This window comes from Asticcacaulis endophyticus (assembly GCF_014652575.1).
GTDB lineage: Bacteria > Pseudomonadota > Alphaproteobacteria > Caulobacterales > Caulobacteraceae > Asticcacaulis > Asticcacaulis endophyticus.
On sequence record NZ_BMZB01000001.1, the window covers coordinates 1,738,191 to 1,763,938 of the forward strand.

At 57.8% G+C, this 25,748-nt stretch carries 27 protein-coding genes; 11 read left to right on the forward strand and 16 right to left on the reverse strand.

Features of this window, described 5'->3' with window-relative positions; all coding sequences use genetic code 11:
• Positions 1-166 precede the first annotated feature (166 nt).
• The 3 genes from IE102_RS07840 (at position 167) to gatB (ending at position 3,249) form a co-directional block, all read left to right on the forward strand.
• Positions 167-1,435 (forward strand): Xaa-Pro dipeptidase, encoded by a 1,269-nt coding sequence (locus IE102_RS07840; RefSeq protein ID WP_189485830.1) that lies wholly within the window; start codon positions 167-169, stop codon positions 1,433-1,435.
• 98 nt (positions 1,436-1,533) lie between these two features.
• Positions 1,534-1,665: a hypothetical protein gene (locus tag IE102_RS17860; protein WP_229807620.1), complete on the forward strand. Its 132-nt coding sequence runs from the start codon at positions 1,534-1,536 to the stop codon at positions 1,663-1,665.
• 78 nt (positions 1,666-1,743) lie between these two features.
• A complete protein-coding gene (gene gatB, locus IE102_RS07845; RefSeq protein WP_189485831.1) occupies positions 1,744-3,249 on the forward strand; it encodes an Asp-tRNA(Asn)/Glu-tRNA(Gln) amidotransferase subunit GatB in 1,506 nt (501 codons plus the stop codon).
• 55 nt (positions 3,250-3,304) lie between these two features.
• On the opposite strand, the gene IE102_RS07850 is transcribed toward gatB, so the two are convergent.
• The 3 genes from IE102_RS07850 to IE102_RS07860 all read right to left on the reverse strand — a co-directional run bounded on the left by IE102_RS07850 (position 3,305) and on the right by IE102_RS07860 (position 5,817).
• Positions 3,305-4,156 (reverse strand): hypothetical protein, encoded by an 852-nt coding sequence (locus tag IE102_RS07850; protein ID WP_189485832.1) that lies wholly within the window; start codon positions 4,154-4,156, stop codon positions 3,305-3,307.
• Between the two features lie 151 nt (positions 4,157-4,307).
• Positions 4,308-4,706 carry a hypothetical protein gene (locus IE102_RS07855; protein ID WP_189485833.1) on the reverse strand — a complete coding sequence of 133 codons (399 nt, stop codon included), beginning with the start codon at positions 4,704-4,706 and terminating at the stop codon, positions 4,308-4,310.
• Between the two features lie 247 nt (positions 4,707-4,953).
• Positions 4,954-5,817: an RcnB family protein gene (locus IE102_RS07860; protein WP_229807621.1), complete on the reverse strand. Its 864-nt coding sequence runs from the start codon at positions 5,815-5,817 to the stop codon at positions 4,954-4,956.
• 506 nt (positions 5,818-6,323) lie between these two features.
• Here IE102_RS07860 and IE102_RS07865 point away from each other — a divergent pair.
• A complete protein-coding gene (locus IE102_RS07865; RefSeq protein WP_189485834.1) occupies positions 6,324-6,611 on the forward strand; it encodes a sel1 repeat family protein in 288 nt (95 codons plus the stop codon).
• Here IE102_RS07865 and chrA read toward each other — a convergent pair.
• Both chrA and IE102_RS07875 read right to left on the reverse strand, forming a co-directional pair.
• Positions 6,608-7,801: a chromate efflux transporter gene (chrA, locus tag IE102_RS07870; protein WP_189485835.1), complete on the reverse strand. Its 1,194-nt coding sequence runs from the start codon at positions 7,799-7,801 to the stop codon at positions 6,608-6,610. The genes IE102_RS07865 and chrA overlap by 4 nt on opposite strands.
• A 164-nt stretch (positions 7,802-7,965) precedes the next feature.
• Positions 7,966-8,694 carry a polysaccharide biosynthesis/export family protein gene (locus IE102_RS07875; protein ID WP_189485836.1) on the reverse strand — a complete coding sequence of 243 codons (729 nt, stop codon included), beginning with the start codon at positions 8,692-8,694 and terminating at the stop codon, positions 7,966-7,968.
• A 146-nt stretch (positions 8,695-8,840) separates the two neighbouring features.
• On the opposite strand from IE102_RS07875, the gene IE102_RS07880 reads away from it, so the two are divergent.
• Positions 8,841-10,382 carry a GumC family protein gene (locus IE102_RS07880; RefSeq protein ID WP_229807622.1) on the forward strand — a complete coding sequence of 514 codons (1,542 nt, stop codon included), beginning with the start codon at positions 8,841-8,843 and terminating at the stop codon, positions 10,380-10,382.
• Between the two features lie 65 nt (positions 10,383-10,447).
• On the forward strand, positions 10,448-11,146 hold the full coding sequence (locus IE102_RS07885; RefSeq protein WP_189485837.1) for a P-loop NTPase family protein: 699 nt from the start codon (positions 10,448-10,450) through the stop codon (positions 11,144-11,146).
• Here IE102_RS07885 and IE102_RS07890 read toward each other — a convergent pair.
• The 3 genes from IE102_RS07890 to IE102_RS07900 are packed head-to-tail and all read right to left on the reverse strand — an operon-like array spanning position 11,143 to position 14,466.
• Entirely contained in the window at positions 11,143-11,520 is a 378-nt protein-coding gene (locus IE102_RS07890) for an SMR family transporter (RefSeq protein WP_229807623.1), read from the reverse strand. The genes IE102_RS07885 and IE102_RS07890 overlap by 4 nt on opposite strands.
• 18 nt (positions 11,521-11,538) lie before the next feature.
• A complete protein-coding gene (locus IE102_RS07895) occupies positions 11,539-12,990 on the reverse strand; it encodes a hypothetical protein (protein ID WP_189485838.1) in 1,452 nt (483 codons plus the stop codon).
• Between the two features lie 15 nt (positions 12,991-13,005).
• Positions 13,006-14,466 carry a UbiA family prenyltransferase gene (locus IE102_RS07900; protein WP_189485839.1) on the reverse strand — a complete coding sequence of 487 codons (1,461 nt, stop codon included), beginning with the start codon at positions 14,464-14,466 and terminating at the stop codon, positions 13,006-13,008.
• A gap of 312 nt (positions 14,467-14,778) precedes the next feature.
• Between IE102_RS07900 and IE102_RS07905 the strand changes: the two genes are divergently transcribed.
• Genes IE102_RS07905 through IE102_RS07915 form a run of 3 tightly spaced genes read left to right on the forward strand, consistent with a single transcriptional unit; the run spans position 14,779 to position 15,856 of the window.
• Entirely contained in the window at positions 14,779-15,213 is a 435-nt protein-coding gene (locus IE102_RS07905) for a hypothetical protein (RefSeq protein WP_189485840.1), read from the forward strand.
• Between the two features lie 44 nt (positions 15,214-15,257).
• Complete coding sequence (locus IE102_RS07910) at positions 15,258-15,491, forward strand: alkylphosphonate utilization protein (protein ID WP_189485841.1); 234 nt, start codon at positions 15,258-15,260, stop codon at positions 15,489-15,491.
• The gene (locus IE102_RS07915) at positions 15,491-15,856 is read left to right on the forward strand and encodes a TspO-related membrane protein (RefSeq protein WP_189485842.1); all 366 of its coding nucleotides are present in this window, start codon (positions 15,491-15,493) and stop codon (positions 15,854-15,856) included. The genes IE102_RS07910 and IE102_RS07915 overlap by 1 nt, the downstream gene beginning before the upstream one ends.
• A 62-nt stretch (positions 15,857-15,918) precedes the next feature.
• Here the strand turns inward: IE102_RS07915 and IE102_RS07920 are convergent, their stop codons facing one another.
• Positions 15,919-17,442, reverse strand: coding sequence for a catalase (locus IE102_RS07920; RefSeq protein WP_189485843.1), 1,524 nt, complete (start codon positions 17,440-17,442; stop codon positions 15,919-15,921).
• Between the two features lie 209 nt (positions 17,443-17,651).
• On the opposite strand from IE102_RS07920, the gene IE102_RS07925 reads away from it, so the two are divergent.
• Positions 17,652-18,092 (forward strand): GNAT family N-acetyltransferase, encoded by a 441-nt coding sequence (locus IE102_RS07925; RefSeq protein WP_189485844.1) that lies wholly within the window; start codon positions 17,652-17,654, stop codon positions 18,090-18,092.
• A 3-nt stretch (positions 18,093-18,095) separates the two neighbouring features.
• Here IE102_RS07925 and IE102_RS07930 read toward each other — a convergent pair whose 3' ends face one another.
• The 4 genes from IE102_RS07930 to IE102_RS07945 form a co-directional block, all read right to left on the reverse strand.
• Positions 18,096-18,974, reverse strand: a complete 879-nt coding sequence (locus tag IE102_RS07930) for a tetratricopeptide repeat protein (RefSeq protein WP_189485845.1) — start codon at positions 18,972-18,974, stop codon at positions 18,096-18,098.
• Between the two features lie 78 nt (positions 18,975-19,052).
• Positions 19,053-19,658: a hypothetical protein gene (locus IE102_RS07935; protein ID WP_189485846.1), complete on the reverse strand. Its 606-nt coding sequence runs from the start codon at positions 19,656-19,658 to the stop codon at positions 19,053-19,055.
• A gap of 1 nt (position 19,659) precedes the next feature.
• On the reverse strand, positions 19,660-21,015 hold the full coding sequence (locus IE102_RS07940; RefSeq protein WP_189485847.1) for a M48 family metallopeptidase: 1,356 nt from the start codon (positions 21,013-21,015) through the stop codon (positions 19,660-19,662).
• A gap of 9 nt (positions 21,016-21,024) precedes the next feature.
• Positions 21,025-21,741, reverse strand: coding sequence for a glycosyltransferase family protein (locus IE102_RS07945; RefSeq protein WP_189485848.1), 717 nt, complete (start codon positions 21,739-21,741; stop codon positions 21,025-21,027).
• Between the two features lie 164 nt (positions 21,742-21,905).
• Here IE102_RS07945 and IE102_RS07950 point away from each other — a divergent pair, with 164 nt between their 5' ends.
• The gene (locus tag IE102_RS07950) at positions 21,906-22,442 is read left to right on the forward strand and encodes a hypothetical protein (RefSeq protein WP_189485849.1); all 537 of its coding nucleotides are present in this window, start codon (positions 21,906-21,908) and stop codon (positions 22,440-22,442) included.
• A 6-nt stretch (positions 22,443-22,448) separates the two neighbouring features.
• On the opposite strand, the gene IE102_RS07955 is transcribed toward IE102_RS07950, so the two are convergent.
• From IE102_RS07955 to IE102_RS07965, 3 genes are read right to left on the reverse strand one after another with little or no spacing between them, the layout of a single operon-like run.
• Complete coding sequence (locus IE102_RS07955) at positions 22,449-23,219, reverse strand: polysaccharide deacetylase family protein (RefSeq protein WP_189485850.1); 771 nt, start codon at positions 23,217-23,219, stop codon at positions 22,449-22,451.
• Positions 23,216-24,166: a glycosyltransferase family 2 protein gene (locus tag IE102_RS07960; RefSeq protein WP_189485851.1), complete on the reverse strand. Its 951-nt coding sequence runs from the start codon at positions 24,164-24,166 to the stop codon at positions 23,216-23,218. Before IE102_RS07960 ends, IE102_RS07955 begins: the two co-directional genes overlap by 4 nt.
• Before the next feature lie 2 nt (positions 24,167-24,168).
• On the reverse strand, positions 24,169-25,638 hold the full coding sequence (locus tag IE102_RS07965; protein WP_189485852.1) for a lipopolysaccharide biosynthesis protein: 1,470 nt from the start codon (positions 25,636-25,638) through the stop codon (positions 24,169-24,171).
• Between the last annotated feature and the right edge of the window lie 110 nt (positions 25,639-25,748).

A 25,748-nucleotide genomic window follows, 5' to 3' on the forward strand; every position in this document is an offset into this window, starting at 1 on the left:
GATAGAAATAATCAGGGCCGATCTTATTTTTTTGTAAATAAAACAACCTCATGACGACGGTTGTGCGGTGTTTTATTACTGTTTTCATGTTGCGCTGCAAATAAGCGCTTTTCATTGCCGCATCCCCGGTTATTCTCGACAGGCTTTAGGTTAAGGGGACGTGATCATGAAAAATCTGTGGCTGGCGACGTGTGCATTTATAGCTGTGACGGGCGCGGCTGAGGCCAAAACCGTGGTGATCAATGCGTCCAAACTGATCGAGGTCGAAACCGGCAAGGTGGTCGATAAACCATCAGTCATGATCGTCGAAGGGCGGATTGCCGCCGTCGGTGCGCAGGGACAGCTTAATGTGCCCGCCGATGCCGAACTGATCAATCTGCCGGAGGTGACGCTTCTGCCCGGCCTGATCGACATGCACGTCCATCTGGATAACGATCCGACTTACGGCGGCTATACGGGGTTGCAGTTCACCGATCGTTTTTGGGGCATCATGACCGTGCCCAATGCTGAAAAGACGCTGAAAGCCGGGTTCACAACCGTGCGCAATGTCGGGGCCGGTGACTATAATGATGTCGGCCTGCGTGAAGCGATCGACGAAGGCGTCGTCAAGGGCCCGCGCGTGGTCACGGCGGCCATGAGTTTTGGCGCGACCGGCGGCCATTGCGACTCGACCTATTTTCCGCCGTCGTTCCAGTCGAAAAACCCCTATAATGCCGACAGTCCCGCCGAAGGGGTCAAGTCGGTGCGCGCGCTGAAAAAATACGGTGCTCAGGTCATCAAGATATGTGCGACCGGCGGGGTGTTTTCGCGCGGCACGACACCGGGCGGCCAGCAGCTTTCTTATGAAGAAATGAAGGCTATTGTCGATGAGGCCCACATGCAGGGCCTCAAGGTCGCGGCCCATGCCCACGGCGCATCGGGCATCCGGGACGCCGTCCGCGCTGGTGTTGATACCATCGAGCACGCGTCTCTGGTTGACGATGAAGGCATCAAGCTGGCCGTGCAAAAAGGCGCGTGGTTTTCGATGGATATTTACAATACCGACTACACCCAGGCCGAGGGGGCCAAAAACGGTGTCCTCGAAGAAAGCCTGAAAAAAGACCGCGATATCGCCGAAATCCAGCGCCAGAACTTCAAGAAGGCCCTGAAAGCCGGTGTGAAGATGGTCTACGGCACTGACTCAGGCGTCTATCCCCACGGCGATAACGCCAGACAGTTTGCCGTCATGGTGCGCTATGGGGCGACGCCGTTGCAGGCGATCCAGACCGCGACCGTTAATGCGGCGCAGGCATTGGGGCAGGAAAAGGATGTTGGCTCGCTGCGCGTCGGCCATTACGGCGACCTTATAGGCGTTAAAGGCGATCCGCTGACCGATGTGACCGTGCTTGAAAAACCGGCCTTTGTCATGAAGGGCGGCGAGGTGGTGGCGAAATAATTAGCGCGCATTTGTCTTTGATATCTGTCACAAGGGCCTGTGTTCGCCGCCAAATGTTCGGCCCCGTTCGCATCCAGCCCTCACAACAGGAGACGACGATGGCCAAGGGACAAAAAAAGAGCAACAAGGAAGTCCGCAAACCCAAGGCCGCCAAGGTCAAGGTTGAGACGGTTTCTGCCGGTTTCAGCAAGGGCCAGCAGGCGACTTTGCTGAACATAAAAAAAGACTAGTGCGCCTTGATCTGTTGCCGGTGTAATTTTTAACAAACCGGCTTGGCCTTGGGATTTGGTTTCGGCTATAGAGTTTGGATGAGCACAGAATCCAACACCAAAACCATTCAGGGCCGCACTGGCTCTTGGGAACTTGTCATCGGGCTTGAAATCCACGCGCAGGTGGCCTCAAACTCAAAGCTGTTTTCAGGCGCGGCCGTAGGCTTTGGTGCCGGGCCGAACGAGCAGGTCTCGCTGGTTGATGCCGGGTTTCCGGGCATGTTGCCGGTGCTCAACAAATATTGCGTCGAGCAGGCGGTGAAGACCGGCCTTGGCCTCAAGGCGCAGATCAACGCCCATTCGCGCTTTGACAGGAAGAACTACTTCTATCCCGATCTGCCGCAGGGCTATCAGATCAGCCAGTTGTTCTTTCCCATTGTCGGGGAAGGCGAAGTGCTGATCGACCTTTCCGACGGCTCACAAAAGACGGTGCGTATCGAGCGCCTGCATTTGGAACAGGACGCCGGTAAGTCGATCCACGACCTTGATCCGAACGCGACCTATGTTGACCTCAACCGCGCCGGTACGGCTTTGATGGAAATCGTCAGTAAGCCCGATATCCGTTCGGCCGAAGAGGCGGTGGCTTACTTTAAAAAGATTCGCACGATCCTTGTCTACCTTGGCACGTCCGATGGCGACATGGAGAAGGGTAATATGCGCGCCGACGTCAACGTGTCGGTCTGTAAGGCCGGTGCCTATGAGCGCTTCCGCGAGACGGGTGATTTCAAGCAGTTAGGCACGCGCTGCGAGATCAAGAACGTCAATTCGTTCCGCTTCATGCAGCAGGCGATTGAATATGAGGCCCGCCGCCAGATCGAAATCATCGAAGATGGTGGCAAAATTGATCAGGAAACCCGCCTGTTCGATTCGGTGAAGGTCGAGACGCGTAGCTTGCGTTCAAAGGAAGAGGCGCATGATTATCGCTACTTCCCCGATCCCGATCTGTTGCCGTTAGAGCTTGAACTGGCGTGGATCGAAGATATCAAAAAGTCCCTGCCGGAACTGCCGGACGATAAGCGTCAGCGGCTGGTGACGCAGTATGGCCTTAGCGTCTATGATGCGACCGTGCTGATCACCGAGCAGGCGCGCGCCGACTATTTTGAAGCGGCCGCAAAAGGCCGTGACGCCAAGCTGGTCGCCAACTGGGTGACCAACGAACTGCTGGCGCGTCTGTCGAAAGATGGCCATGAAATCACCGATAGTCCGCTGCCGCCTGAGCAAATTGCGGGGCTGGTTGAACTGATCGAAACCGGCGTCATTTCGTCCAAGATCGCCAAAACCGTGTTCGAGCATATGTGGGACGGCAAGGGCGCGGTCACACCGGCTGAGATCGTCGAAACACATGGCCTTAAGCAGGTCACCGATACCGGCGCGATTGAAAAAGCCGTCGATGACATTATCGCTGCCAACCCTGATAAGGCCTCTGAGGTCGCCACCAAGCCGCAGGCCATTGGCTGGTTCGTTGGTCAGGTCATGAAGGCGACCGGCGGTAAGGCCAACCCCGCTGCGGTCAATGAGATACTTAAGGCCAAGCTGGGGCTCTGAAACGAAAAGCCGCTGTCGTGATCGACAGCGGCTTTTTAACTACTCACATCAACGCTTAGAACACGGCCCGCAGTTTGATGCTGACCGGATAGGTGACGCGCTTGCCTTCTTCGTTGATTGAGGCGAGGCCCAGGCCACCAATGGCGCTATCATTGCCATCAAGATCGCCGTAGTAACGCACGCCGGTCTCAGCCGTGACGGATACGGTTTCCGACAGGGCGTAGGACACACCGACATCGACCCCGGCGGTCAGGATGGTCGTCTCATCATAGAACGGCACGTTTTGCAGAGACTGATTGATGGTCAGGTCAGGGATGGTAAAGCTGGCGTCAATGGCATCGATCTTTGAGGCCCCGACGCGCCCGGCGATGTAGGGCTGGAAGGTGCCGCCTTCGTTGAACCACTGACGCAGGCCGACCGACACGCCCATGCCTTTATATTCGCCAAAGCGGCCATAGACCGGTACTTCGGCGACGGTGGTGGCACCATTCACGACCGCAGCCGTGCCGACCTGCACCGAGCCTTCGTCGGCTTTAACATAATCAAAGCTACCGAACACTTCGCGCCCGCCGCCGAGGCCATAGGTGCCCTCAAGGTTAAAGGTCATAGCGTTGTCATAGATATCGTCAAAACCGCGCGATTGAATGCGCAACTGACCGGCATTGCCGGTGGCGGTGATCGCACCGGGCAGGGCGGGGGCACCGGGATCGCGCAGGGATGCGATGACGCTGAGCGGAATTTCGCCGGTGGTGGCCCCGCCGTGGACATCGCCGGAGGTGGACAGTTCTGTGCCGATGCTGCCGGAAACGGCCCAGCGCCCGGCATCGACGGCCTGAGCGGAGGCGGTGGTGGCAAGAGCGGATACAGATATCAAGACTAAGGCGCTTAGGCCTGAACGATATTTCATGGAGGCACCTGTAGATCAGAGTTAAGGTTAAGCATTTATGTAAATGCAGCCTGTTTACGCCTGATCCGCGAGTTTGGATTTGAACCCCGGTCATCAAAAAAGGCCCCGTCTTATCCAGACGGAGCCTTTAAAGGTACTATTTTAAACGGGCTTACATGCCGCCGTCAGTCTTGGGTTCGGTCGGCATCGGGGCTTGAGCTTCAGGCTCCGCAGGCAGAGGCGTCGGCGCTGGGGCTGCACTAGGGTCGCTCATGTTGTGATCCGGCGTTTCCGGGTTCATGGTATCGGGCGCCGGAACGCTGGTGGACGTGCTGGCAGGCACTGAGCCTTCGGTCGCTTCGGGGGCCGCAAGGCCGGTAGGGCCCGCAGCGACAGTTGCCATAGCGGTGGCCTTAGCCTGAGCGTTCAGGGCGGCGGTGCCTTCGTTCTGAGTGGCGTTATCCTGAGCGGCAGTGGGCTGCGCGGTCTGAGCCATAGCGACAGGGGCGGCCAATGGAGCCGAAAGCGCGCCGAACATAGCGGCGGTAATCATAAGGTTACGAGCATTCATAGATATCTCCTTTGTGTGTAAATATTACGGATGCGTTGCCACCTAAATCTAATATCAGGCATGTAAAATATCGATCTGTTGTGCGGCCTTAATAGTATGGATGTGAAAATGCGTTCGTGATTTATGCGAATGCTTTAAGCTGTAAATAAAAAATCGGATTACATATTAATCAGAGGCATAAAAAAGGCCCCCGCAATATGCGGGAGCCTCAAGTTTAGGGCCATGACCTGCCCATTAGATCAGATGATCAGAATATGTCGAAAAACACATCCAGAATAATGCCGGTCGTCAAAGCCACCAGAATGATGTCGCTGCCGCTATAGACATATTCATAGCCATAAGGGGCGGCGGGCAGATCGTAATAGTAGGGATCATAGACCCGGTAGCTATAGTAATAGCTCGGCAGGCGCTGACCCCGGTTCCAGCGGTGGCCGTAATACTGGGCGGGCGGGCGGTAGTAGCCATAGCCCGGCGCGTAGTAGTAGCCGCGGCGGGCGCCCTGATAGTCACGCCAGTCGCGATCATTGCGATAGGTGGGACGGCGATAGCTCGACCAGTTGTGATTGCGGGTCCACTGCTGCTGGCGCGCGTAATCTCTACGGTCGTCCCGGCGATCGGCGCGGTAGTCCCCGCGATCATCGCGGCGATCCTGACGGTAGTCGGGACGGCTTGGAGTCGGGTCGCGGCGATAATCCTGGCGGTCGTCGCGACGTTCCTGACGGAAGTCCTGCCGGTCATCGCGGCGCTCCTGCCTGAAATCCTGACGATTATCTTGTCGCTGTGCCTGCGGGATCTGCGGACGTAAGGGCTGGGTGCCGGGGCGGCCCTGCGGGCGCTCGATCTGTGGGCGCTGCTCTGACTGGCGGTTTTCAGTGCGTTGACCGCGGTTTTCCTGACGCTGTTGCGGACGCGCCTCGCGGCGGTTATCGCGGTCATCATCGCGATCCGGGCCGCGCTGAGCGACGGTGACCGGCGCCTGACGGTTCTGGTTACGGCGCACTTCCTGCTGCTGGCGCTCGGACGGGCCGATGGCGGAGCCAGCCAGCGCCTCGGCGGCAAAGCCCACCCCCATCAAGAAGGCAAACGCAGCGGCGGTTTTGCGGGTCTTCATAACAAAAGTCCTCACTCACTACGGGATTAAAAAGGGAGCCGTGTCAGCGCGATTGCGGGTTCGGGCCTTTAAAACCAATTCTGCGGAAATATTTTTCCGGATTGAGCCCACTATGGCAGGGCGTGGCTGAATGGAACCTGAACGGTTTCGTCAGTATTACATTTCGCGCGCGCAAGCTGAATCGCGGATGAAACCTTTGGGGTGTCGTCGGTGTTTGCTTTGGTCTGTTGGAAATATAAGTGTGTATTTGGATGTGTTAACAAGCTTAATATGAATTATTAACGATAATTTCTGGTATATTTACGAATATATCTAATTCTATATTTAAATATTTTGTAATTTTTAATGATTATGTATTTAATTGTAAATAAATTTATTAAAATTAACTTTGTTTTTACATAAAATATTTCATGAAAAATGCGGCATTAACCTTAACTTCACTTGCTGGTGAAAAACTCGACTTATCAACAGCAAGGGAACGCGCAAAATGCGCGGGTTTAAGTTCAATGACTATCGCAGCTAATGAAATGGCTCCACTGCCTCTGCCGACCCCGGATATGGGGTCTGACGACCTGATGCGTCTGGGCATGATGTATTCCACCGGTTCCGGCGGCGCGCCGGTTGATCTGGTGTCGGCGCACATGATGTTCAATCTGGCGGCCATGCGCGGCAGCCTGGAGGCCAGCGTCTATCGCCGGGAATTGTCAAAAGAGATGGAACGCGAAGATGTGGCCGAAGCTCAGCGCTGCGCCCGTCAGTGGCTGGATCAGGGCCGTATCGGTCTGGTGGCCTAAACTACAGCGTTCACGATTTCGCCCGCCACGCAGATGGCTATGATTGCGCCCACGACCATGAGGGGCGGAGTCTTAAGCCGTTCCAAAGCGAAGACGCCCGCGACCGCGATCAGCGCATCGCGTGGACTTAGGATCGCTGAGGTGCCAACCGGGCTATAGAGCGCGGCGGCCAGTATGCCGACCACGCCCGCGTTTATCCCCATCAGGGCGGTTTGTGCCGCCGGATGAGATCTGATCCACGCCCACAGCGGCGCACCGGCTATGGCCAGCAGAAGTCCGGGCAGAGACAGGGCAATCAGCACGCTCAACGCCCATAGGGGTGCCGCACCCGCAGGCGCAGACATCGCGCCCAGATAGGCGGCCAGCGTAAACAGCGGCCCCGGCACAGCCTGAGCCCCGCCGTAACCGCTCAGGAAATCAGCGTCGCTGATCAGGCCATTGGCCACCATCGGTTCATGCAGCAGCGGTAGCACCACATGCCCGCCGCCGAACACCAGCGCACCGGCGCGGTAATGAATGTCGATCAGGCCGAGCAGCCGGTCATGGCTCGCCACAAACGGCAATCCCACCATAAAGACGGCAAATACCCCAAGCGCGATCAGGCCGGTGTTGCGGCTGATGGGCAGGCTAAGGCCCGTGGTGGCGACCTCAGTGGCGCGGCAAAGAATAAGGCCCGCAAGGGCCGCAACAGCAATAGCCCCGACCTGAGCCCATACGCCACCGATCATAACCACGCCAAGCCCGCACACGCCCGCAATCAGCAAACGCTGAACATCGGGACACAGCTTACGGCCCATGCTCCAGACGGCTTGCGCGACCACGCATACCGCTACCAGTTTCAGGGCATGAAAGATCGGTGCGGCTAACTCACCGTTCATGTGTGGGGCAGCGACCGCCAGCCCGTACATCAACAACGCCGACGGCAGGGTAAAGCCGATCCATGACAACAGTGCGCCCAAGGCACCCGCCCGCTGCCAGCCGATCAGGAAGTTGGCCTGAGAACTGGCGGGGCCGGGGAGTAACTGACAAAGGGTGACAATCTCGCCATAAGCCTGCGGCGTCAGCCAGTTGAGGCGGCGGACATAGGTGTTTTCAAAATAACCCAGATGGGCAATCGGCCCGCCGAACGAGGTCAGGCCCAGCCGCAGGGACACCGAAAACGTCTCCCAAAGGCGAGTAGGGCTCGGCATTAAGTCCTCATTTTTTCTCCTCCCCATTCTATGGGGAGGTGGCGCGGCGAAGTCCGCGACGGAGGGGTACTGGGCAGTTCGTTTACCCCTCCGTCTCAAAAACGAGACACGGCACGGGCCGCCCCGCTCCCCATGAAATGGGGAGGAGAAGGGGGCGGATATACTTAGTTACTATTATACAGCAGATAGGTCATGATGCCCGACGGGATCAGATCATTGACATGCTGCTGCACCCACACACCGGCTTCGGCAATGTTGGAGCGCGGCACAAAGATGATGTCATTGCGACGGATGGCAAATAACTCTCCACCCCGGCCATCGATGACGTTTTGCAGGTTGATGACCCGGCGCATGGCTTGCCCGCTGGGGCCGCGGCGGATGACGACGACTTCCTTGCGGCGCGCCGCTGGGGTGAAGCCACCGGCGGCCATCACGGCCTGTAGCGCATCCATATCGCCGGACATATCGACCCAGCCGCCACCCTTGACTTCACCGCCGACAATCACCCGCATCGGGGTGTCGGTCGGCAACACATTGACCGTGGGGTTGCGAAGATATGGCGCATAGGCTTTGGCGATATCGGCCTCTAGCTGCGGCACGGATTTGTGGGCGGCCATGACCTGACCCGCCATCGGCAGCGAAATGCGACCATCTTGGCCCACCACGGCCTGACGGTTAAGTTCGGGCGCGGAGGGCACCTGAATATCCAGCTTATCGGTCGGATAAAACGCATAACCGGCATCGCTGTCCTGCCAGTCGGCAAAGGCGATCGGTTCGGTAAGCGATTGCGTCTGCGTGCGGTTGCTGGCCGGGCCGGTGGCGCAGGCATTAAGGGCCGGTGTCGCAGCCAGCAGGATTAACGCGCCTTTGAGGATGTGCCGACGTAAAAGCATTAAAAGCGCCCGAATAAACTAAAATGAATCGAAAATTCACAGGTATTAACAATCTTTAGAAATAGGTAAGGTTTGGTTAATGGCTTGCCGCCAAACTTGCCTTAAAGTCCAAAATGCGACGACCTTATGAGTCGCCGGGCGCTTTAATGAAGCACAGGTTTAGGGTGGCAGATACCGGCAACAGGGCAGGGCGGGCGCAGACGGCCAAAACCGTCGATAGTCGCCGTGTGTCTAAAATCCAGTCCCATGCCTTTATGCACTATGATGTCAGCGATATTTTCGCCCTGCTGCGGCGGGAAATCTGGCTGATGCTGGTGGTATTTGCCGTCATCTTTGGGGCCGGTGCATTTGTCGCTCTGCGCATGAACCAGACCTATACCGCAGGCGCGTCTTTGCTGATGAAGGTTGGCGAAGACTATGCCTATGTGCCGCGCACCGGCGATCCGTCGCGCGGCACGATCGCCACTATCGACGAAGTGGTGCAGTCCGAAGTCGAAATCCTAAATTCCAATGGGTTGAAGCGCCGCGTGATCGAAAAGCTGGGGTACGGTGCGATTATTCCTGACCTGCCGACGGGTTGGGTGCCGCACAATGAGGCCGATAAGCTTGAGGCCGACAAAAGGGCCATGAAAATCCTTTACGGTGGCTTTGAAACCGGCACGACACCGCAGATCAATGTGGTGCGCTTAAGCTTTAAACACGAAAATCCCAACAGTGCCGCCCTGATCCTCAACACCATGATCGATGAATATGTCAGCTATCGCCAGCAGGTGTTTTCGGATGTGACCGCCCCCGTGCTGGCCGAACAGAAAAACGCCTTTGACCGTAGGCTACACAGTGCCGATGTGGCGTTCGAGAACTTCCTGACCCAAAACGGCGTCGGTGATTTTCAGGCCGCCAAGGCGACCTATGCCAAGCTGCATGAAACCGTGCTGGGCCAGCTTTATGATGCGGACTCACGCATCGCTGAGGGCAATGCCCGCCTGTCGGCACTCAATGCGCGGGTGCAAAGGCTGGCGCCGGAAATCAGCCTGTCGCGTGATCTGGATCTGTCTATTCCGTCAAAGCTTCTGGCGCTTAAAGCCCAGCGCGAGGACCTGCTGGCCCGTTATCAACCGTCGGCGCCGCCGGTCAGGGATATCGAGGCCCAGATCGCCCAGTACGAGCAGATGATGGCCTCTGGCCGCGGGGTGGGGGAGCGCGAGCACCGGCTTGGGATCAATCCGATCTATCAGGATCTACTGACCGAAAAGCTGCGACTGGAGGCCGAACTGGCGTCGCTGAATGGTCGCCGGTCGCAACTGCAGGCCCAGGTCGATCACGTCAATACCAAAATGCAGAGCCTGATGGGGCTGGAAGGCGAATATAACAGCTTGTCGGCTGAGCGTGAGGCCCTGCAAACCAATATCCGCGCCTTCACCAACCGCATTCAGGATACCGAAGCCGCCGCCGAGATCGCCAAGGTGTCCGAAGAAACCGTCCGCGTGGTTGACCGCGCTGAACCGCCGTTGACGGGTAAGAGCCTGAAAAAACTGGTGCTGATCGGATCGTTTTTGTTTGCCGCCTTTACGGCCCTGTGTGCGGGCTTGGCCATGGCCTATAGCCGCAAAGGGTTTGTCAGTGCGCGTTCGGCCTCACGGATGCTCGATCTGCCAGTGCTGACCACGGCGGGGGCCAAAAAGGCGTGAAAGCCGGTCTGTCACCTGCCGTCAAAACCGCCTAGACTTACCCTTGTGTGATTCGTGAAGGGCCTATGGTAGATCTGACGCGTGAAATGGCGGAACTGATGCAGGGCCTCAATCGGGCGATGGGTAAGCCATCCGCCACGATGGGGCGGGCGATCCTGTTTGTGTCGGCCTATGATGGCGAAGGCGTATCGACCGTGGCGCGCGAATTTGCCCGCACCGAAGCCGCCTTTGCCAAGCGTCCGGTTTGGCTGGTTGATGCTGACCTGAAAGCGCAGGGCCAGTTGGTGGCGATGGGGACAGAACCCGCGCGCTTTGGTCCGGCAGGGCCACTGTGTGCCGCCACCCCGGATGGTTCGGCCTTTTTTGCGATCACCCCGCCCGCCCGCGACCGTGATGGTCATATGGTGCCGGACGCGAAGTTTCTGGTGGCACGGCCATTTTTTGACGGCAAGTTGTGGGTGACGCGCTTTCGTGAGCAAAATCTCAGCAAGGGCCAAACCGTCAAGCTGTTTACCCAGACCAGCTACTGGCAGGCCCTGCGCCAGCATGCTCAGACGATTGTTGTCGATGTACCCTCGGCTGAACGATCCGATGCCGCGCTAAGGCTGGCGCCACTCATGGATGCGGTGGTAATGGTGGTGTCGGAACCTGATGGCGACCTGTCGGCGCGGCTGGCGCTTAAAGCCGATATCGAAGCCGCAGGCGGTCAGTTTGCAGGCATGGTCTATAATCGCGCCCGTGAGGTAAAGCGGGCGAAAGCCTAAGCCTGAGCGGCGACGCACAGTATCCCCAACACCACAAAACCGACGCCGATAGCCTTGGCGACGCTGATGGTTTCGCCGAACATGGTCATGCCCGCCGCCACCGTGACGACAATGCCGAGGGCCACGAACGGATAGGCCGACGACAACGGCACCTTGGACAGCACAAACAGCCAGACAATGGCACTGAGGCCAAAGCAGAACAGTCCTCCGATCACCAGCGGCGAAGTGAGTATCGCCAGCGCAATCGTCAGCATATTGCCGCTTTGCAGGCTGGTTTGCATGGCCGGATCGACCATGCCTTTTTTCAGGATGATCTGGGAGCCGGAGGATAAGGCCACGCTCAGCAGGATGGGGGCGACAAGTTGCAGGTTCAAAGCGGGTCTTTCAGATTGTCAGAGGGGCTGGCACTGTTTGATGTCGGCGGGATCGAGCGGCGGGTAAGACTTGGCCACATCGCTCGACGGTTCGGTCTTGATCAGATCCCACGACTGATAGGTCTTGACGGAATTAAGCTGCGACAGGCATCCGGCGGTCGTCACGGTCGCTTGCAGGCGGTGGACATTGTTGATGCCGCCGAAAACAATGACGATAACGGCCATCGCCACCGCCACCCAGCGATAGCGGCTGAACCACGAAAACGCCGCGACCAGCAGGATCATAGGCATGAAGTGCCAGCTATAGAGGAAGGTAACTTCGCCGTAGACTGAGTGCAGCAGGGTCTGAAAGGCCAGCATGACGCCGACCCCGATGGCCACAGTGCGCAAAGGCCGGTGACTGATGGCGCCCCAAACGCCCAGACCGAACAACACGACCCAGGCGGCGGTGGCGATGACCGGTGAGATTTCGCCCTTGGGGAAGCCTGACGTCTGGTTGGTGGTGACCAGTTCGATGGTGTTTTGTTGCTCGACCTCGGACGGCATGGCAACCACAGTGGTCACATAAAGGCTGCGCAGATTGGTGAGCGGGTTCCAGCCGGCCTTATAGTCGCCCTTGGCCTGCATCGACGGTTGGGTGAAGTTGGTTTCGCGCATTAGCGGGATGGGATTGAAGAAATAGGCTGATTTTTCAAACAGAGGATGCTGCACAACCGCCAACACACCCACGGCCCCAAGAGCTATGGTGGCAATCGCAAAGAACGATTTCAGCCGGTGGCGCGCGGCGGTCGCAATCAGGCCTGCCGTCCAGTTGGTGGTGGTGATCCCCAGCGTCAGGACATTCAGCACCACCCACCACACGGCTTTGAGCGGGCGGGTATAGGCCAGCAGAAACAGGCTAAGGATGATGGTGAAGCCCGCAAACGGGAACAGTTCAATCACTGAGCCCCAGAACACGAAACAGGCGCTGACCATAAACAGGGCGGTAAACAGCGCCACCGCAAATCTTGGCAGGCCCAGCAGGCGCACCGTGGCGGCAAACAGGGCGACATTGGCCCCGCAAATGGCGACCGTCATGGCCTTGGCGGCGGCGATGGGCGACAGGCCTATCGCGGTCAGCACATAACCGATCGGAGTCAGCAGGATCGACGAAATCGGATGCACCGCCGTGCGCGAATGGTTACCCGACGGGGTGACCAGATTTTCCGCGACCCGCCCGACGTCCGATTGCAGGAAGATACTCATATAGGTGTTGATACCCGGCACACGCTGCGTCTGGGCAAAGGCCCACAGTGAAATCACGATGCCGATTATGCCCATGACGGCGCACAATATGATATCGGCGCGGCTTAAGGTCGTGGCGTCATCCGCAACCTTGCGATCGAGCCGGTCCCACAGCGCATTGACCGGGTGAGGTTCGACATATTTGTCGTAATATTTGCTATAAATATTTGAAAATGTTGAAAACATGATGGCCTGAAATCTCTATAGTCTGATCATGGCGGCCAGCATGACCACGCCGCAAGCCGCGACCGTCAGCAGGCTGTTGCGGTCTTTCAAGGCAAACACGATCGGGTCATCGTTCATATCGCGGCGGTGGGCCAGCATCAGGCAGCGGCCCAGCCAGTACAGCAGCAGCGGGCAGATCAGCCACAGAAGTTTAGGGTTAGCATAAAGCTGGCTGATCTTGTCATCGGACACATAGAGCGCAAACACGGTGACGGCGTTAAAGCCTGCGGCGGCGGCAAGGGTGGCGACAATCGGCAGATCGGCCTTACGGTAGTTGCGGTTGGTCGGGTCAGGCAGATCCTGATCGAAGCGCACGGTCAGTTCGGTATAGCGCTTAATGAGCGCCAGCGCTGTAAAGACAAACACCGAAAAGGCCAGCAGCCACTCCGACACGACGACCGAAATGGCCGCCGCCCCGCCGACCACGCGGATGGTGTAAAGCCCGGCCAGTGCCACGACATCGACCAGCAGTTTGCGCTTAAGGCTAAAAGTATAGAGGGTGGTCAGCACCAGATATCCGGTCAGAACCGCCAAAAACAACGGGTTGACGAAGTAAGCCCCGACCAGCGACGCCACCAGCAGTATCGGGGCGGCGATCATGGCGGGCAGGATGGGCACGGTGCCGGCGGCGAGAGGGCGGCGCTTTTTCGACGGATGCTGACGATCCGCATCAATGTCAACTAAGTCATTGATAATATAGATCGATGATGCCGCCAGCGAAAAGGCAAAAAAGGCAGCGACCGCCTGCGTGATCGAGGTCACGCTAAAGCTTTGCGAGGTCAGAACCGGCACCATGACCAGACCATTCTTGGCCCACTGGTGGACGCGCAGCAACTTGATCCACGCCTTGCCCTGCTTGGGCAGGGTCTTGAGGACGACGGCATTGGGGCTGATTTTTTTAAGCTTTGAACGCACGGCCCCCGGCGCATTCACGGCGATACATTCGCGCGCTTGCGGCCAGACCTTGAGGTCGATGGCGTCGTTGCCGATATAGTCAAAGCCCTTTTCGCCAAACTCTGCGACCAGACGGGCGGCTTTTTTCGAGCCCGACAGGTTGATCGTCTCATCTGAGGCGAACCAGCCGGTAAAGACGCCCAAATGGTTGGCGACCGCTTCGACATATTTTTTGTGGGTGGCCGAGGCCAGATAGACTTCGCGGCCGTCATTGCGCGCCTGCTGGATCAGGGCCAGGACTTCGCCGTCATAGGGCAGGTGGGCGACATCTATATCGGTGCGTTCGGCAATGTAGGATTTAAGCGCCGGTTTTCCACGCAGGTAAGCGCCTAACATGCCAAATAATGACGCAGGGTTATTACCGAGGGCGGCGAAGGCGGACTCGATCAACAGGTCGGATTTGACCAGGGTGCCATCGAGATCAACCACCAGAGGCGGGGCCTGAACGACGGCAGAAATGTCTTTAAGCGCATCGAATTTCATAAAATAACCCCTTTTGCACATAAATAATCAATAAAAATTTGTGCACTGCGCCATAGGCAAGTTAGTTTTAAATCGGGCCATCAGCAACCTTAAATTGGCGCCTATCCCTGATACACTGATACTGTAGCGTGTGCGCCACAAAGACCAGTGTTATCTGATGTGCCGTTTTAAATCGCACATGCGGATATGGTCTTCGCCGCTGCAAAAAATCCGCCAGTCAAATGAGCTCAAAAAACATATCGCGACGGTGGCATTATGTTACACTGAAGCGGGAATGGTCGGCAAGGCTATGCACTTAAGGACGAGATTTTCATGACCCTATTACCCCTCATACGCGCGCACATGGCACCCGTCATTGTGGGGCTTAGCGTGGCGATTAGTGCCTGCTCACGCGCGCCGGAGCCACCGCAAAACCCGCCAGAATTACCGCCGGTCAGTGCTGAGGCACCGGTTTCGGCGTCTGCGGCGGCCTCATCTGTGCCCGACTGGACCGGAAAATGGACGGGCCCCGAAGGGACGTGGCTGGAGGTCAAGCCACTGAACGGTGGCTTTGAAGTGGCGATCCAGAACCTTGACGGCGTGCGCACCTTTCCGGCCGCATTCCAGCAGGGCGGGCTGGCCTTCACTCGTGACGGCGCTGAGCATATCATCCGCGCAGGCAGCGGCGCAGACACCGGCATGAAATGGCTGGCCGATAAAACCAACTGCCTGATCGTCATGACCGGCGAAGGCTATTGCCGCGGATAGCCTGATCGGTTAGCAGGGAACCCTTAGATTTATGGGAGCCTGACATGGCTGATGATGACGATATCGTGGTAAAGGACGCCAATGGCACCCGTCTGGCTGACGGAGATAGCGTAACCCTGGTCAAGGATCTTAAGGTCAAGGGTTCCGGCGGGGTGACATTGAAGCGCGGCACGCTGATCAAGAATATCCGCCTGACCCCTGATGAGGAGGAGATCGAGTGCAACCACGAAAAGGTGCGCGGTCTGGTACTGCGGACTGAGTTCGTGAAAAAAGCGTGATGAGACGGGCCGAGGATACGCTGATGCTGATGCCGGTCAGCCTGTTGGCGGGGTGGGTGAGTGCGGCGGCGTTCGTCAATGCCGCCTCGACCCTTCGTACCTATGGCATTGATCAGCTTGACCCGCTGCGTCCCGATGTGGCGATTGGGTTTTTGCTGGCCGCACTGGCGTTTGCGCTGGCCATGACCCGGTTGGGCGGGCAGATGTTTTACGCCATCGCCGGTATGTGGGCGTTGCAGGGCATCATCGCCGCCAACCTTAACCAACCGGGAGCAGGGTTGCTGACGATTGTAGCCGGGGCAGGTATTGCCCTTCTGGCGGCCAATCTGATCTGGGCCAAGGTCAGAAAACCCGACGAAGCCTGACTGGCGAAAATCCCACACAGTTAGCGGCTGTGTGGGATAGGTTCGCAGAGGGCCGTTTTTTCTTATTGCGCCGGTGTGGGAACGGCATCCGGCCCGACGGTGACCGTGTCATTCTTGACCGGCCGTTTCAGGGCGGCGCGAATGCCGTTGCCGTAATCGGGATGGATCTTGTCAAAGTGCCCCAAAGCCCGCTCGATAATAAAGTCCGGCACCCCATCCATAGCTGCGGCGATATTGCCAAACAGGCGCGCCTTCTGATCCGCGTCGAACAGGTTGAACAGCGCCCGTGGCTGGACATAGTCGTCATTACCGTCGCGGTGATTATAGCGGTCGGCATCGCCTGAGATTTTCAGCGGCGGCTCAGCATAGGTCTCCGTCTGCACCGGCCCTCCGAAGCTGTTGGGCTCATAATAGACATCCGGGTTACCGGTATCGTTCTTGAAGAAGCGCATAGCTCCGTCCTTATGATAGTGATGGACCGGGCATTTCGGCGCATTGACCGGCAGGGCCTCATAGTGGGTGCCCAGACGGTGACGGTGCGCATCGGCATAGGCAAAGATACGCCCTTGCAACACCTTATCCGGCGAGAAACCGATCCCCGGCACGATGTTGGACGGCGAAAATGCAGCCTGTTCGATCTCCGCGAAATAGTTATCGGCGTTGCGGTTAAGCTCAAGTACGCCGACCGGAATGACCGGATATTCGTCGTGCGGCCACACCTTGGTCAGGTCAAAGGGGTTGTATGACGTCTTATCGGCGTCTTCTTCCGGCATGATCTGGACCTGCACGTCCCAGCGCGGGAACGCGCCACGCTCGACCTTACCGAACAGGGCTTCCTGGTAGGATTCGCGCGACTGGGCGATCACGTCGGCAGATTCGGCATTAGTGTAGTGTTTATGCCCTTGCTGCGTCTTAAAGTGGAACTTGACCCAGAAGCGCTCGTTTGCCGCATTGATGAAGCTGTAGGTGTGCGATCCATAGCCGTTCATGTGGGTCGGATCGACCGGAATGCCGCGGTCTGACATCAGGATGGTCACCTGATGCAGGCTTTCCGGCGACAGCGACCAGAAATCCCACATGGCGGTCGGTGATCTCAGATTGGTGCGCGGGTGGCGTTTTTGGGTGCGGATGAAATCCGGGAACTTATACGGATCGCGAATGAAGAACACCGGCGTATTGTTGCCGACCAGATCCCAGTTGCCCTCTTCGGTATAGAATTTCATGGCAAAGCCGCGCACATCGCGCTCGGCATCGGCGGCGCCTTGCTCCCCGGCGACGGTCGAAAAGCGCAGCAACATAGGCGTCTGTTTGCCGACCTCGAACACCTTGGCGCGGGTATATGGGGTAATGTCGTGGGTAATGGTCAGCGTCCCATAGGCGCCCCAGCCCTTGGCATGGACGACGCGTTCGGGGATGCGCTCACGGTTCTGGTGGGCCAGCTTTTCCAGCAACTGATAGTCCTGCAACAGAACCGGTCCCCGCGCACCGGCGGTTAAGCTGTTCTGGTTGTCGGATACCGGCGCACCGGCAGTGGTAGTGAGGCCTGTTACCGGACATTGTGAAGGTTGGGGATTGTCTGCGCTCATGGGGTGTCTCCGTCGTTTCAGCCGATCGCCATCTCAGACATGGGTTGTCTTAAGCCGGTCAGCGAGTGGATATTGCGCCCGTCAGGCGAATAAGGAAATTCAATTATAATTGAAATGTGGATAAGCAAAATCTATGAAAATGGGGGTGAAATGGGGGGCTGTGCGCGGCCCAGATATCGCGCTATGCTGATCTTTTGAAGGGATGGGGCATGGTTGATATCGCTTACGCGCGCGACGCTGATAAGGCGGCGTGGCTGCCACTGTGGAACGCCTATCTTGAGTTTTATCAGCAGGATCTGCCGGCTGAGGTCACCGATCTGACCTGGGCCCGGTGTCTCAATCCGGATGAGCATATGTATCTGCTGATCGCGCGGACGGGGGATGAAGTGACCGGCTTTGTCAGCTTCATGTTTCATCGCTCGACCTGGGCACGCGGGGGCTATGTCTATCTGGAGGACCTTTTCGTGAGTGAGGCCCAGCGGGGAAAAGGCATTGCCCGCGCCCTGATCGATGGCGTAACCGCGCAGGCCCGTGAACTGGGGGCTGAGCGGGTCTACTGGGTCACCCATACCCACAATACTAACGCTCAGGCCCTGTACGATAAGGTCGCAACCCGCACCGACTTTTATACCTATCATAAGGTGGTTTAGACGTTAGTAGGCTCTGTAAAAGGCTTCGCGGTCCCAGGCGGTACATTCTTGACGGGTGTGTTCGGCGATTTTATCGCCACGCAGGAAATGGAGCTTGCACTGAATAAGGGTGTCATTGCCACCGGAGATAATCACATTGTTCTTTGCTGCCTCGGCTCTCTCCGCCGTCATTTTGGCCATCGCGCGATCATACCACATCAGGGCGGCGGCGGTGTCTTTGGGTACGCCCCGGCCGTGCTCATACACCCGCGCCAGAAACAGCATGGCGGTTTCATCGCCTTTGTTAGCGGCTTTGGTAAGGTAAGCAATGGCGGCGTTTGGGTCAGGTTTGCCACCTAGTTTTGCCATAGCGCCTTCATCGAACAGCAGGCTTCCCCATACGGATTGGGCTGAGGTCAATTCCTGATCCGCCAGAGTTTTTATTTTCAGGAGCGCTGACTTTTGAGGCTCATCCCCACAAGGGAGGGTGTCGCCCTTATTGCATTCGAGTATAGCCAACGCCTTTTCAAGCTGTGACTCTAACCTAAGCGCAGCCACGTCTTCGGCTGACATTGCGGTTATTTTTTCGATCTGTCGTTTTGATGTGCTGTGTCCTTTAGCCAGAGCGTCCTGATACCACTTGATCGCGCGATCTTTGGCGGCCTCCGGTGCGACATCGAAATCACCGGTCAATAATAGCCTGCCGACCTGCTGTATGGCGAAGTCATCGCCACGTTCAGCAATTTTCTTATACCAGTGCAGGGCCAGATAATCATTTTGCTCAAAGCCGTCCCGACCATGAAAATAGGCATCTGCCAGTGAGCTTTGTGAGTCAGGATTCCCATCTTCGGCCTGACCGCGCGTCTCCTGATGGGTTTGCGCCATGGCTGGGACGGCTGCCATGACACAAACGGCGGTAAACATGCTCAAAACAAGATGTTGGATGGTTTTGAGCATGGCTTCCCGTTTCAACTGGCTGACTTAAACCTTGGCCCCGTCCATGACCGCCAACGCGTCCTTCAGGCTGGCGTCGAAATAGTGCTCAGCCGGGGCCAGATAGACGATGTAGTAGTTCAATCCGCCCTTGCTGACGGCCTGAGCGACACCCTTTATGTCAAGGCCGTCCGAGGTCTTGGCGGTGAAGTCAAAGCGCACGCCGCGGGAATCGCCAACAGTTACCGGCTTGGGGTTATCGGTCTCGACCTTTTGGTACTCAAGCACATTCAGGCTGGTGGCCACGAACTCCATCTGCTCGGACAGGGACATGTCCTTCTTGCCGCGCGGGGCGGGCGCGTTTTTGCGGTCGCCGGCGGTGGGCGATACCATTAACGGATCGTCACTGGTCAGGCCGTCAGAGATATAAAGCCGGTTCAGGCCCGGCCCGTCGATCGACAGGATTCTGACCTTTTTGGCCTTGTGATAGGATAGCACCCCGATGTCAGACCAGTCGCGGCTAAAGGTCACGCTGGCATTGCCGAACGTCAGCTTGCCCGCGGGCACTAGCCTTGGCCCGGACCCGCAGGCGGCCAGAACCGCTACGGATACGCCGATCACGGCTACGGTTTTCAATTTCGATTTAAGGTTCATATCACGCGCCCCCCTTATTTAATGTCGCGATCTGGTCTTCGACCATCCAGGCGTCTTCGGCGTCGGGATGGGCTTTGATGTATTTGGTGAGTGCCTCAATGGCATCAGGTTTGCGCTCCAGCTTACGGTAGACATCACCAAGCTGGCGGTAAGTCTCAGCGGGCGCATCGGCATGTTGCAGCGCGGTTTTATAAGCCTCTACGGCGGCCTCAAGGTTCTTAGTCTTATCGACCTCAAACCGGTCGAGCTTATCGGCATTGGTCTCGGTTGTTTTCGCTTCCTTGACCCGCAGACGATAGGCCTCACCGGCATAGAAGTTGAGCAGGCCCAGATCCTCACCGTCGCGGCTCAGGCGCTTGATGGTAAACAGGGTCTGGCCATAGTCCATCCGGCGCAGATCGTCCTTAAGCCAGTCACCCAGATGGGCGCGGATGTGGGCGCGGTAGGCGGCGCGCGCGGGTTTAAGGGCCGCGTCATCAAAGGCGCTGGCCTTACCGCCGTTCAGCGCCTTATCATAGCCCTGAATGGCGGTGATGCGGTCGGTTTCCAAAGGGTGAGAGCCGAAAATATTGATGCGCGTCGGGGAATTGCGCACCCGCCGGTAATCAGAGGCGGCGGTTTCATCCAGCAGGGTACGCCACAGCCGCGACCCGGCCAGAGAGGTGTAACCGGCCTGATGGGCATATTGGCTGCCGAACCTGTCAGCTTCGGTTTCCGTCTCCCGCGAATAGCCGAAATAGGCGGCAATCGACCCCAGATAGACCACGTCGATCAGGCCGCGCGTCAGGTTTGAGATGTCGCGGGCAGCGGCATAGCTACCGGCATTGCCTGCCGCACCTACACCCACTGCGGTTATAAGCATGGTGGCTGCCAGCACCGCATCGCGGTTTGACTTGAAGTTCTTGTAGGCCTGAAGCGAATGGGTTTGGCGAAAGTGAGCGAATTCGTGCCCCAGAACAAAGGCCAGTTCATCTTCGGTTTCCGCCCGCAGCAGCAGGCCCGACCACACTTCGGTATAGCCGTTGGGCGCCATGGAGGCGTTGAAAAACGGCCGATCCATGACATAGACCCGTACATCGCCGCTGTAGGGGCCGGTGACCTTATCAACCACGCTGTCGACATAGGCGTTGAGCGCCGGATCGCGGTTGCGTTCGCCGGAGGTCTGGGCCTTGTATTCAGCCTTTTCTGACTGGTCCCACAGGCTATGCTCCAGACTGTTATCAGCCGGTTTCTGACCGGGAGTGCGCTCATCAAGGTCTTTGGCCGGTTTGGCGGCCGTTTGGGCCAGCACCGGTGCGGGCAGGATCGCAGAAAATGCGACCGCCGACATCAGCGCGCTAAGGGTTAAGCGTTTCATGACGCGACCTTAGATCGGCAGCTTTTTGAACAGGCGCGTGACGGTGGCCGTCGCCCCTTCGGGGGTGCGGATGTCTTCGCCGGTCGGGACCTTATCGAATTCGTACCACACGACTTTTCCCGTTTTGAGGTCAACCAGTGTCGCCTGCACGAACTGACCGCCCAGAGGTACACCGGCGCCCAGAAGCGCCGCACCGACGGCCAAGGCCGCGCGCCCGCCGCTGGAATAGGACCCCGTAGCGCGCAGGAAGATCACATATTGCGGGGCGGCAGTACCCTCGGCCACCTGCGGGATCAGAACCTGCGTGCCTTCGCCCAGGGTCCAGTCGAACGCCGTCTTGGTGGGCAGGCGAAGTGCCGGCCATTCCTGCATAGCGATGGAAGAGGTCACAACCGTATTGAGTTTAACCAATTGGACCGCGCGGGGTTCCTGATAGGATTCGATCGGCACGGAATGGGTGGTGTAGCTGCGAGCCTTGATGGCCGCCTCAAGTGCTTCGGCCAGGTATTTTTCGGCATTATCCGACCATTCGACCTTGGGTTCCGTCACCCCTGATGCCGTCAGCATGCTCAGGTCGGCTTCCGGCTTGATCAGCAATACAGGCGTGCCCGCCGCCGGTTTTTCGATTTTTACAAAAGTTTCGGTCTTAGCGGCAAAGGCCTGCGGCGCACACACGCAGACAGCGGTCGCCAGAGTGGCGGCGGCCAAAAAACGTTTCAATTTCATAAGGTTCCCCCAACAGTCTCCCGGCGGCATTTATATATGAGCCTAAAATTTAGTCAACAGAGGGTTGAGATATGTAGCCGATACGTTACGGTTATTTCCTGTGGATATGCTATGAAGGCTTTATCGGCTATAGTCTTATAGTCAAAATATCAGGGGGATTTACGATGTTGAATTTCAAAAGCGTAATGAGTGTAGCCGTCGCGTGCGCGGTGGTTTTGAGCTTTGCGGTCCCGGCTTCGGCGCAAGGGGCCAAAGGATACCCAAAGCCGGTGCAGGATCACCTCAAATCCTTGTCACTGATGTGCGCTGAAGTCGGCGGGCGTTTCCTTGATCCGGCCTCAGCCATGCGGGTGGCCGATTTCAACGGTGACGGACGGGCGGATTACGGTGTCTATCAGGGCGAACTGATCTGCGATGGCGCGGCCTCGCTTTATGGCGGCAATGCCGGGTCACCGCTGACGGTTTTTGTGTCCGGGCCTGCGGGCTATAAAGAGGCGTGGGGCGGCTATGTCTACGCGGCCAATCTTGATAAATCCGCCGCCAGCGCCAAGCTGTGGGTCGATGTGGCAGGTGCTAATTGCGGCAGTACGGCCAAGCGCAGCTTTGCGACCGAAGTGTTCTGCTCACGCGGCCTGATGTGGGTGCCGGCCAAGGCCAAGCTCGATTTTGAACCCTTAGCCAAAATGCGTAAGATGCAGTAGTGCCGCTTATGCCGTGCCTGTGGCGCGACGCACGCCCTCAGCATAGGTCACGATCTCGAAATCATGTTCGCGGGCGCATCTGACGAGGCGCTCAAAAGTTTTGATGGTGCAGCCCCAGGTGCTTGGGGCTTCGCGCACATCATGGGTGTAGAGCACCAGCCACGCGTCTTTGGTGGCGCGGGCGGCTTCAATCCATTTGATACCTACCGCTTCGCCGTTTTCGCCTTCAATACCAATGGCGGGGGCCTGATTGAGGTCGGTGCCGGTGGTGATCAGGCCGTGGTGCAGGGCGCGGGCGGAGGCGTAGGTGCGGCTTAACACCGACTTGGCCTGCGGGGAGACATCACCATAAGGATAGGCGAAGGTGCTGATGCCGGTGACACCGAGTGCTGACAATTCAGCGCGGTTTCGCGCAAGGCTATGGGCGATGGTATTGGCGTCGGTGCGCCCGCAATCGAGATGCTCATAGGTATGGCAGGCGATTTCGTGGCCGCGATCCGATAGTGCGCGGACCTCATCACCGGTGAGGTATTTCCCCAGATGGCTCTCATTACCCATTAGTCCGGTCGAGATAAAATAGGTGCCGCGCGCATCATAGGCTTCCAGAATCCGCGCCCCTTCCGTCAAGGCCGACTGCGGCGCATCATCAAAGCTAAAGGTGATAAGGGGACGTTTCAGCCCCTCAAGCCGCGCGCGCTTGCGGTAGATGAGCTTTGAGGCTCGCCGCCTGAGTTTGCCATAAAGCGAACGGTCGGCGCTATATATGGGCTCACTCATAAGGCATTGGCATAGATGGCGGCGCGGTAAAGCCGCAGGGCAAACGCGCGGGCTTTCAGCGGCAGGCTCTGGCTTTGCACGGTCGATTTCAATGCGCCGCGCAAGGAGCCACCAAACGGTAACGCCTTGATCAGGCGGGCCATTTTATAGCTTGGGTAGCGGGTGACGATCTCAGGGTGTTTGCGCACGACGCGGGCGAAATTGGCACCGGACTGCTCATATTTTGACAGCAGCACATCGGCGGTATCCAAGCCCATGTGGGTCGCGGTATTGTCGATATGGTCAATGCCAAAATCGGCCGAGACGCGCATGGCCCATTCGACATCTTCCCAACCCCAGCCACGAAATTCCGGGTCAAAGTCGTGAGTTTTGAAGACGTCCTTGCGCACCAAAAGGTTCGACGTGAACACATATTTCTCAGGCGATTCCAATCGTTTGGCGGCATCTAAGCAATCGCTGTGCCCGGCCATCTGGGTGTGCAGGGCGTAGGCTTTGGATTTGGGCGCTTTCAGCAGCGAAAACCCGCCAAACACTACGGGGGCTTCGGCGCGGGTCATATCAACCCAGCGCTCCAGGAAATTATCCTGATCGGGTAGCATGTCCGCATCGAGAAACAGTACATAGGCCCCGCGCGCCGCATCAACCAGGCGATTGCGGCCCTTGGCGCGCCCGACGTTGTGCTTTAGCTCGATAAAGCAGATGGCGATATTTAAGGTATCGAGCAGGTCCATGACCTCAAGGCTCAGTTCCGGCCGGCGCGACCCGTCATCCAGTACGACCACTTCGATCTCATCACGCACATCGGTGGCGATGGTGTTAAGCGCCTTCATCAGTTCGGCGGGAGACTCGCGGAAAAACGGGATCAGCACCGACAGGCGCGGGGACACGCGCTCATGCACGCTGTTGAAAATCAGCGTCGCTTCGATGTCGAGGCGGGTGTCCTGCATGATCATAGGCCGAATTTAGCGCGAAATAGATTATAAAATCTTAGTAAGTGTGCCCGAATACCGTGCAAATTGCAGAAATACGCGCAAAATCCGTAAATAATCGCGCCTGTGGCCGATTTCAGCACCAGTTCGATGATACCGCCATGTGAGGGCAGGACGGATATCGCCGCCATCATCACGGCGGTACACAGCGCGGTTTTAGCCAGATCTGCGGCGGGTACAGGCAAGGGCAGGGTGCGCAGGCCCAGCAGCCACGAGCCGATCAAACCGGCCCCGAAACTCAAAGCGCACGCCCATGCCGCCCCGATCAGGCCCAAGCGCGGGATTAGCAGCACGTTAAGCGCGATATTGGCGACCGCCGGGATCAGCATGGCCACCACCAGCAGGCGAGTTTTTTTAGCCAGCGTAAAGGCCTGAAGGAAGTAATAGGTATTCAGGCCCGAAAACAGTGCCCCCAACGCCACCAATGTCGTGATGCTGACGGCTTTGGCGCGCAGGTCTTCGCCGATCATCAGTTCCCCGAAGGCGGGGGCGACCATGATCAGACCGCCGACCGCCGGGAACAGGATAAAGCTCATGGTCTTGATCTGCTCTGCGGCGGTGGTTTTAAACGCTTTTTCGCCGCCGGATTCCAGGGCGTGGACCATGGCCGGTGTGCCCGCCGCCCCGAACCAGATGAACAGCACATCCAGTATACGTGACGCCAGACTGTAGCCGGCATGATAGGCCCCGGCATCGGCCTCACTCAGATAATGCGCGATCAAAAACCGGTCAGCGGTATAGAGCGCCAGCGTCAGCACCAGTGAGGCGGCAATCGGAAAGCCATAGTGGGCGTATTGTCTGGCGCGTTCGGCATCAAACCGGCCACGGACGGCGCGGCTCCAGTCTTCACGCGCAAAAAACGGCAAGCAGATCAGGGCGATGACGGCGGCCCCCAACAGCGGCGATCCGCCGCCTGTGCCGAGCAGGGCAAGCATAACCCCAAAACCGAACCCACCTGCGGTTTGCAACATATCAAGGATGGAGGCCGCCCCGACACGGCCTTCGGAACGACGCTGTTCCTGCACCAGCTTGATCAGGCTGCGGAACACCACGGCCCCAAGCCCGTAAGCGACCGCGATTTTGAGCGCGGGATCATCAGTTAAATCGTTTCCGGCGGGCCATAGCCACAGGCCGATTCCGCAAATGACCGCGAACAGAATCGTCACCCCGGCAAACAGGAGGTAGACGCTACCGTACAGGGCGGGTGCGGTCACATCATCTCTGGCCTCGGCGGGATAAAAGCGCGCCATCGCCGCTTCCAGCCAGGTGAAACATACCGTCTGGGCCAGCGACGACACCCCGAACGCCAGCGCATAGCGGCCATAATCCTCTGGTGACAGGATGCGGGTGAACACCATCAAGGTGGCGAACCCGATCAACCCTTGCAGAATATTGGCGGGCAGATAGCCGATCAGGCCTTTGCGGAACATGCGAAGTCTTACGTGTGAATGGTCACGCCACTATGGCACGGAGATATTTAAAAGACTTGAATATGCAAGGGTTTATATGACGCTAAACTAACAGGATCGATTTCTGATGA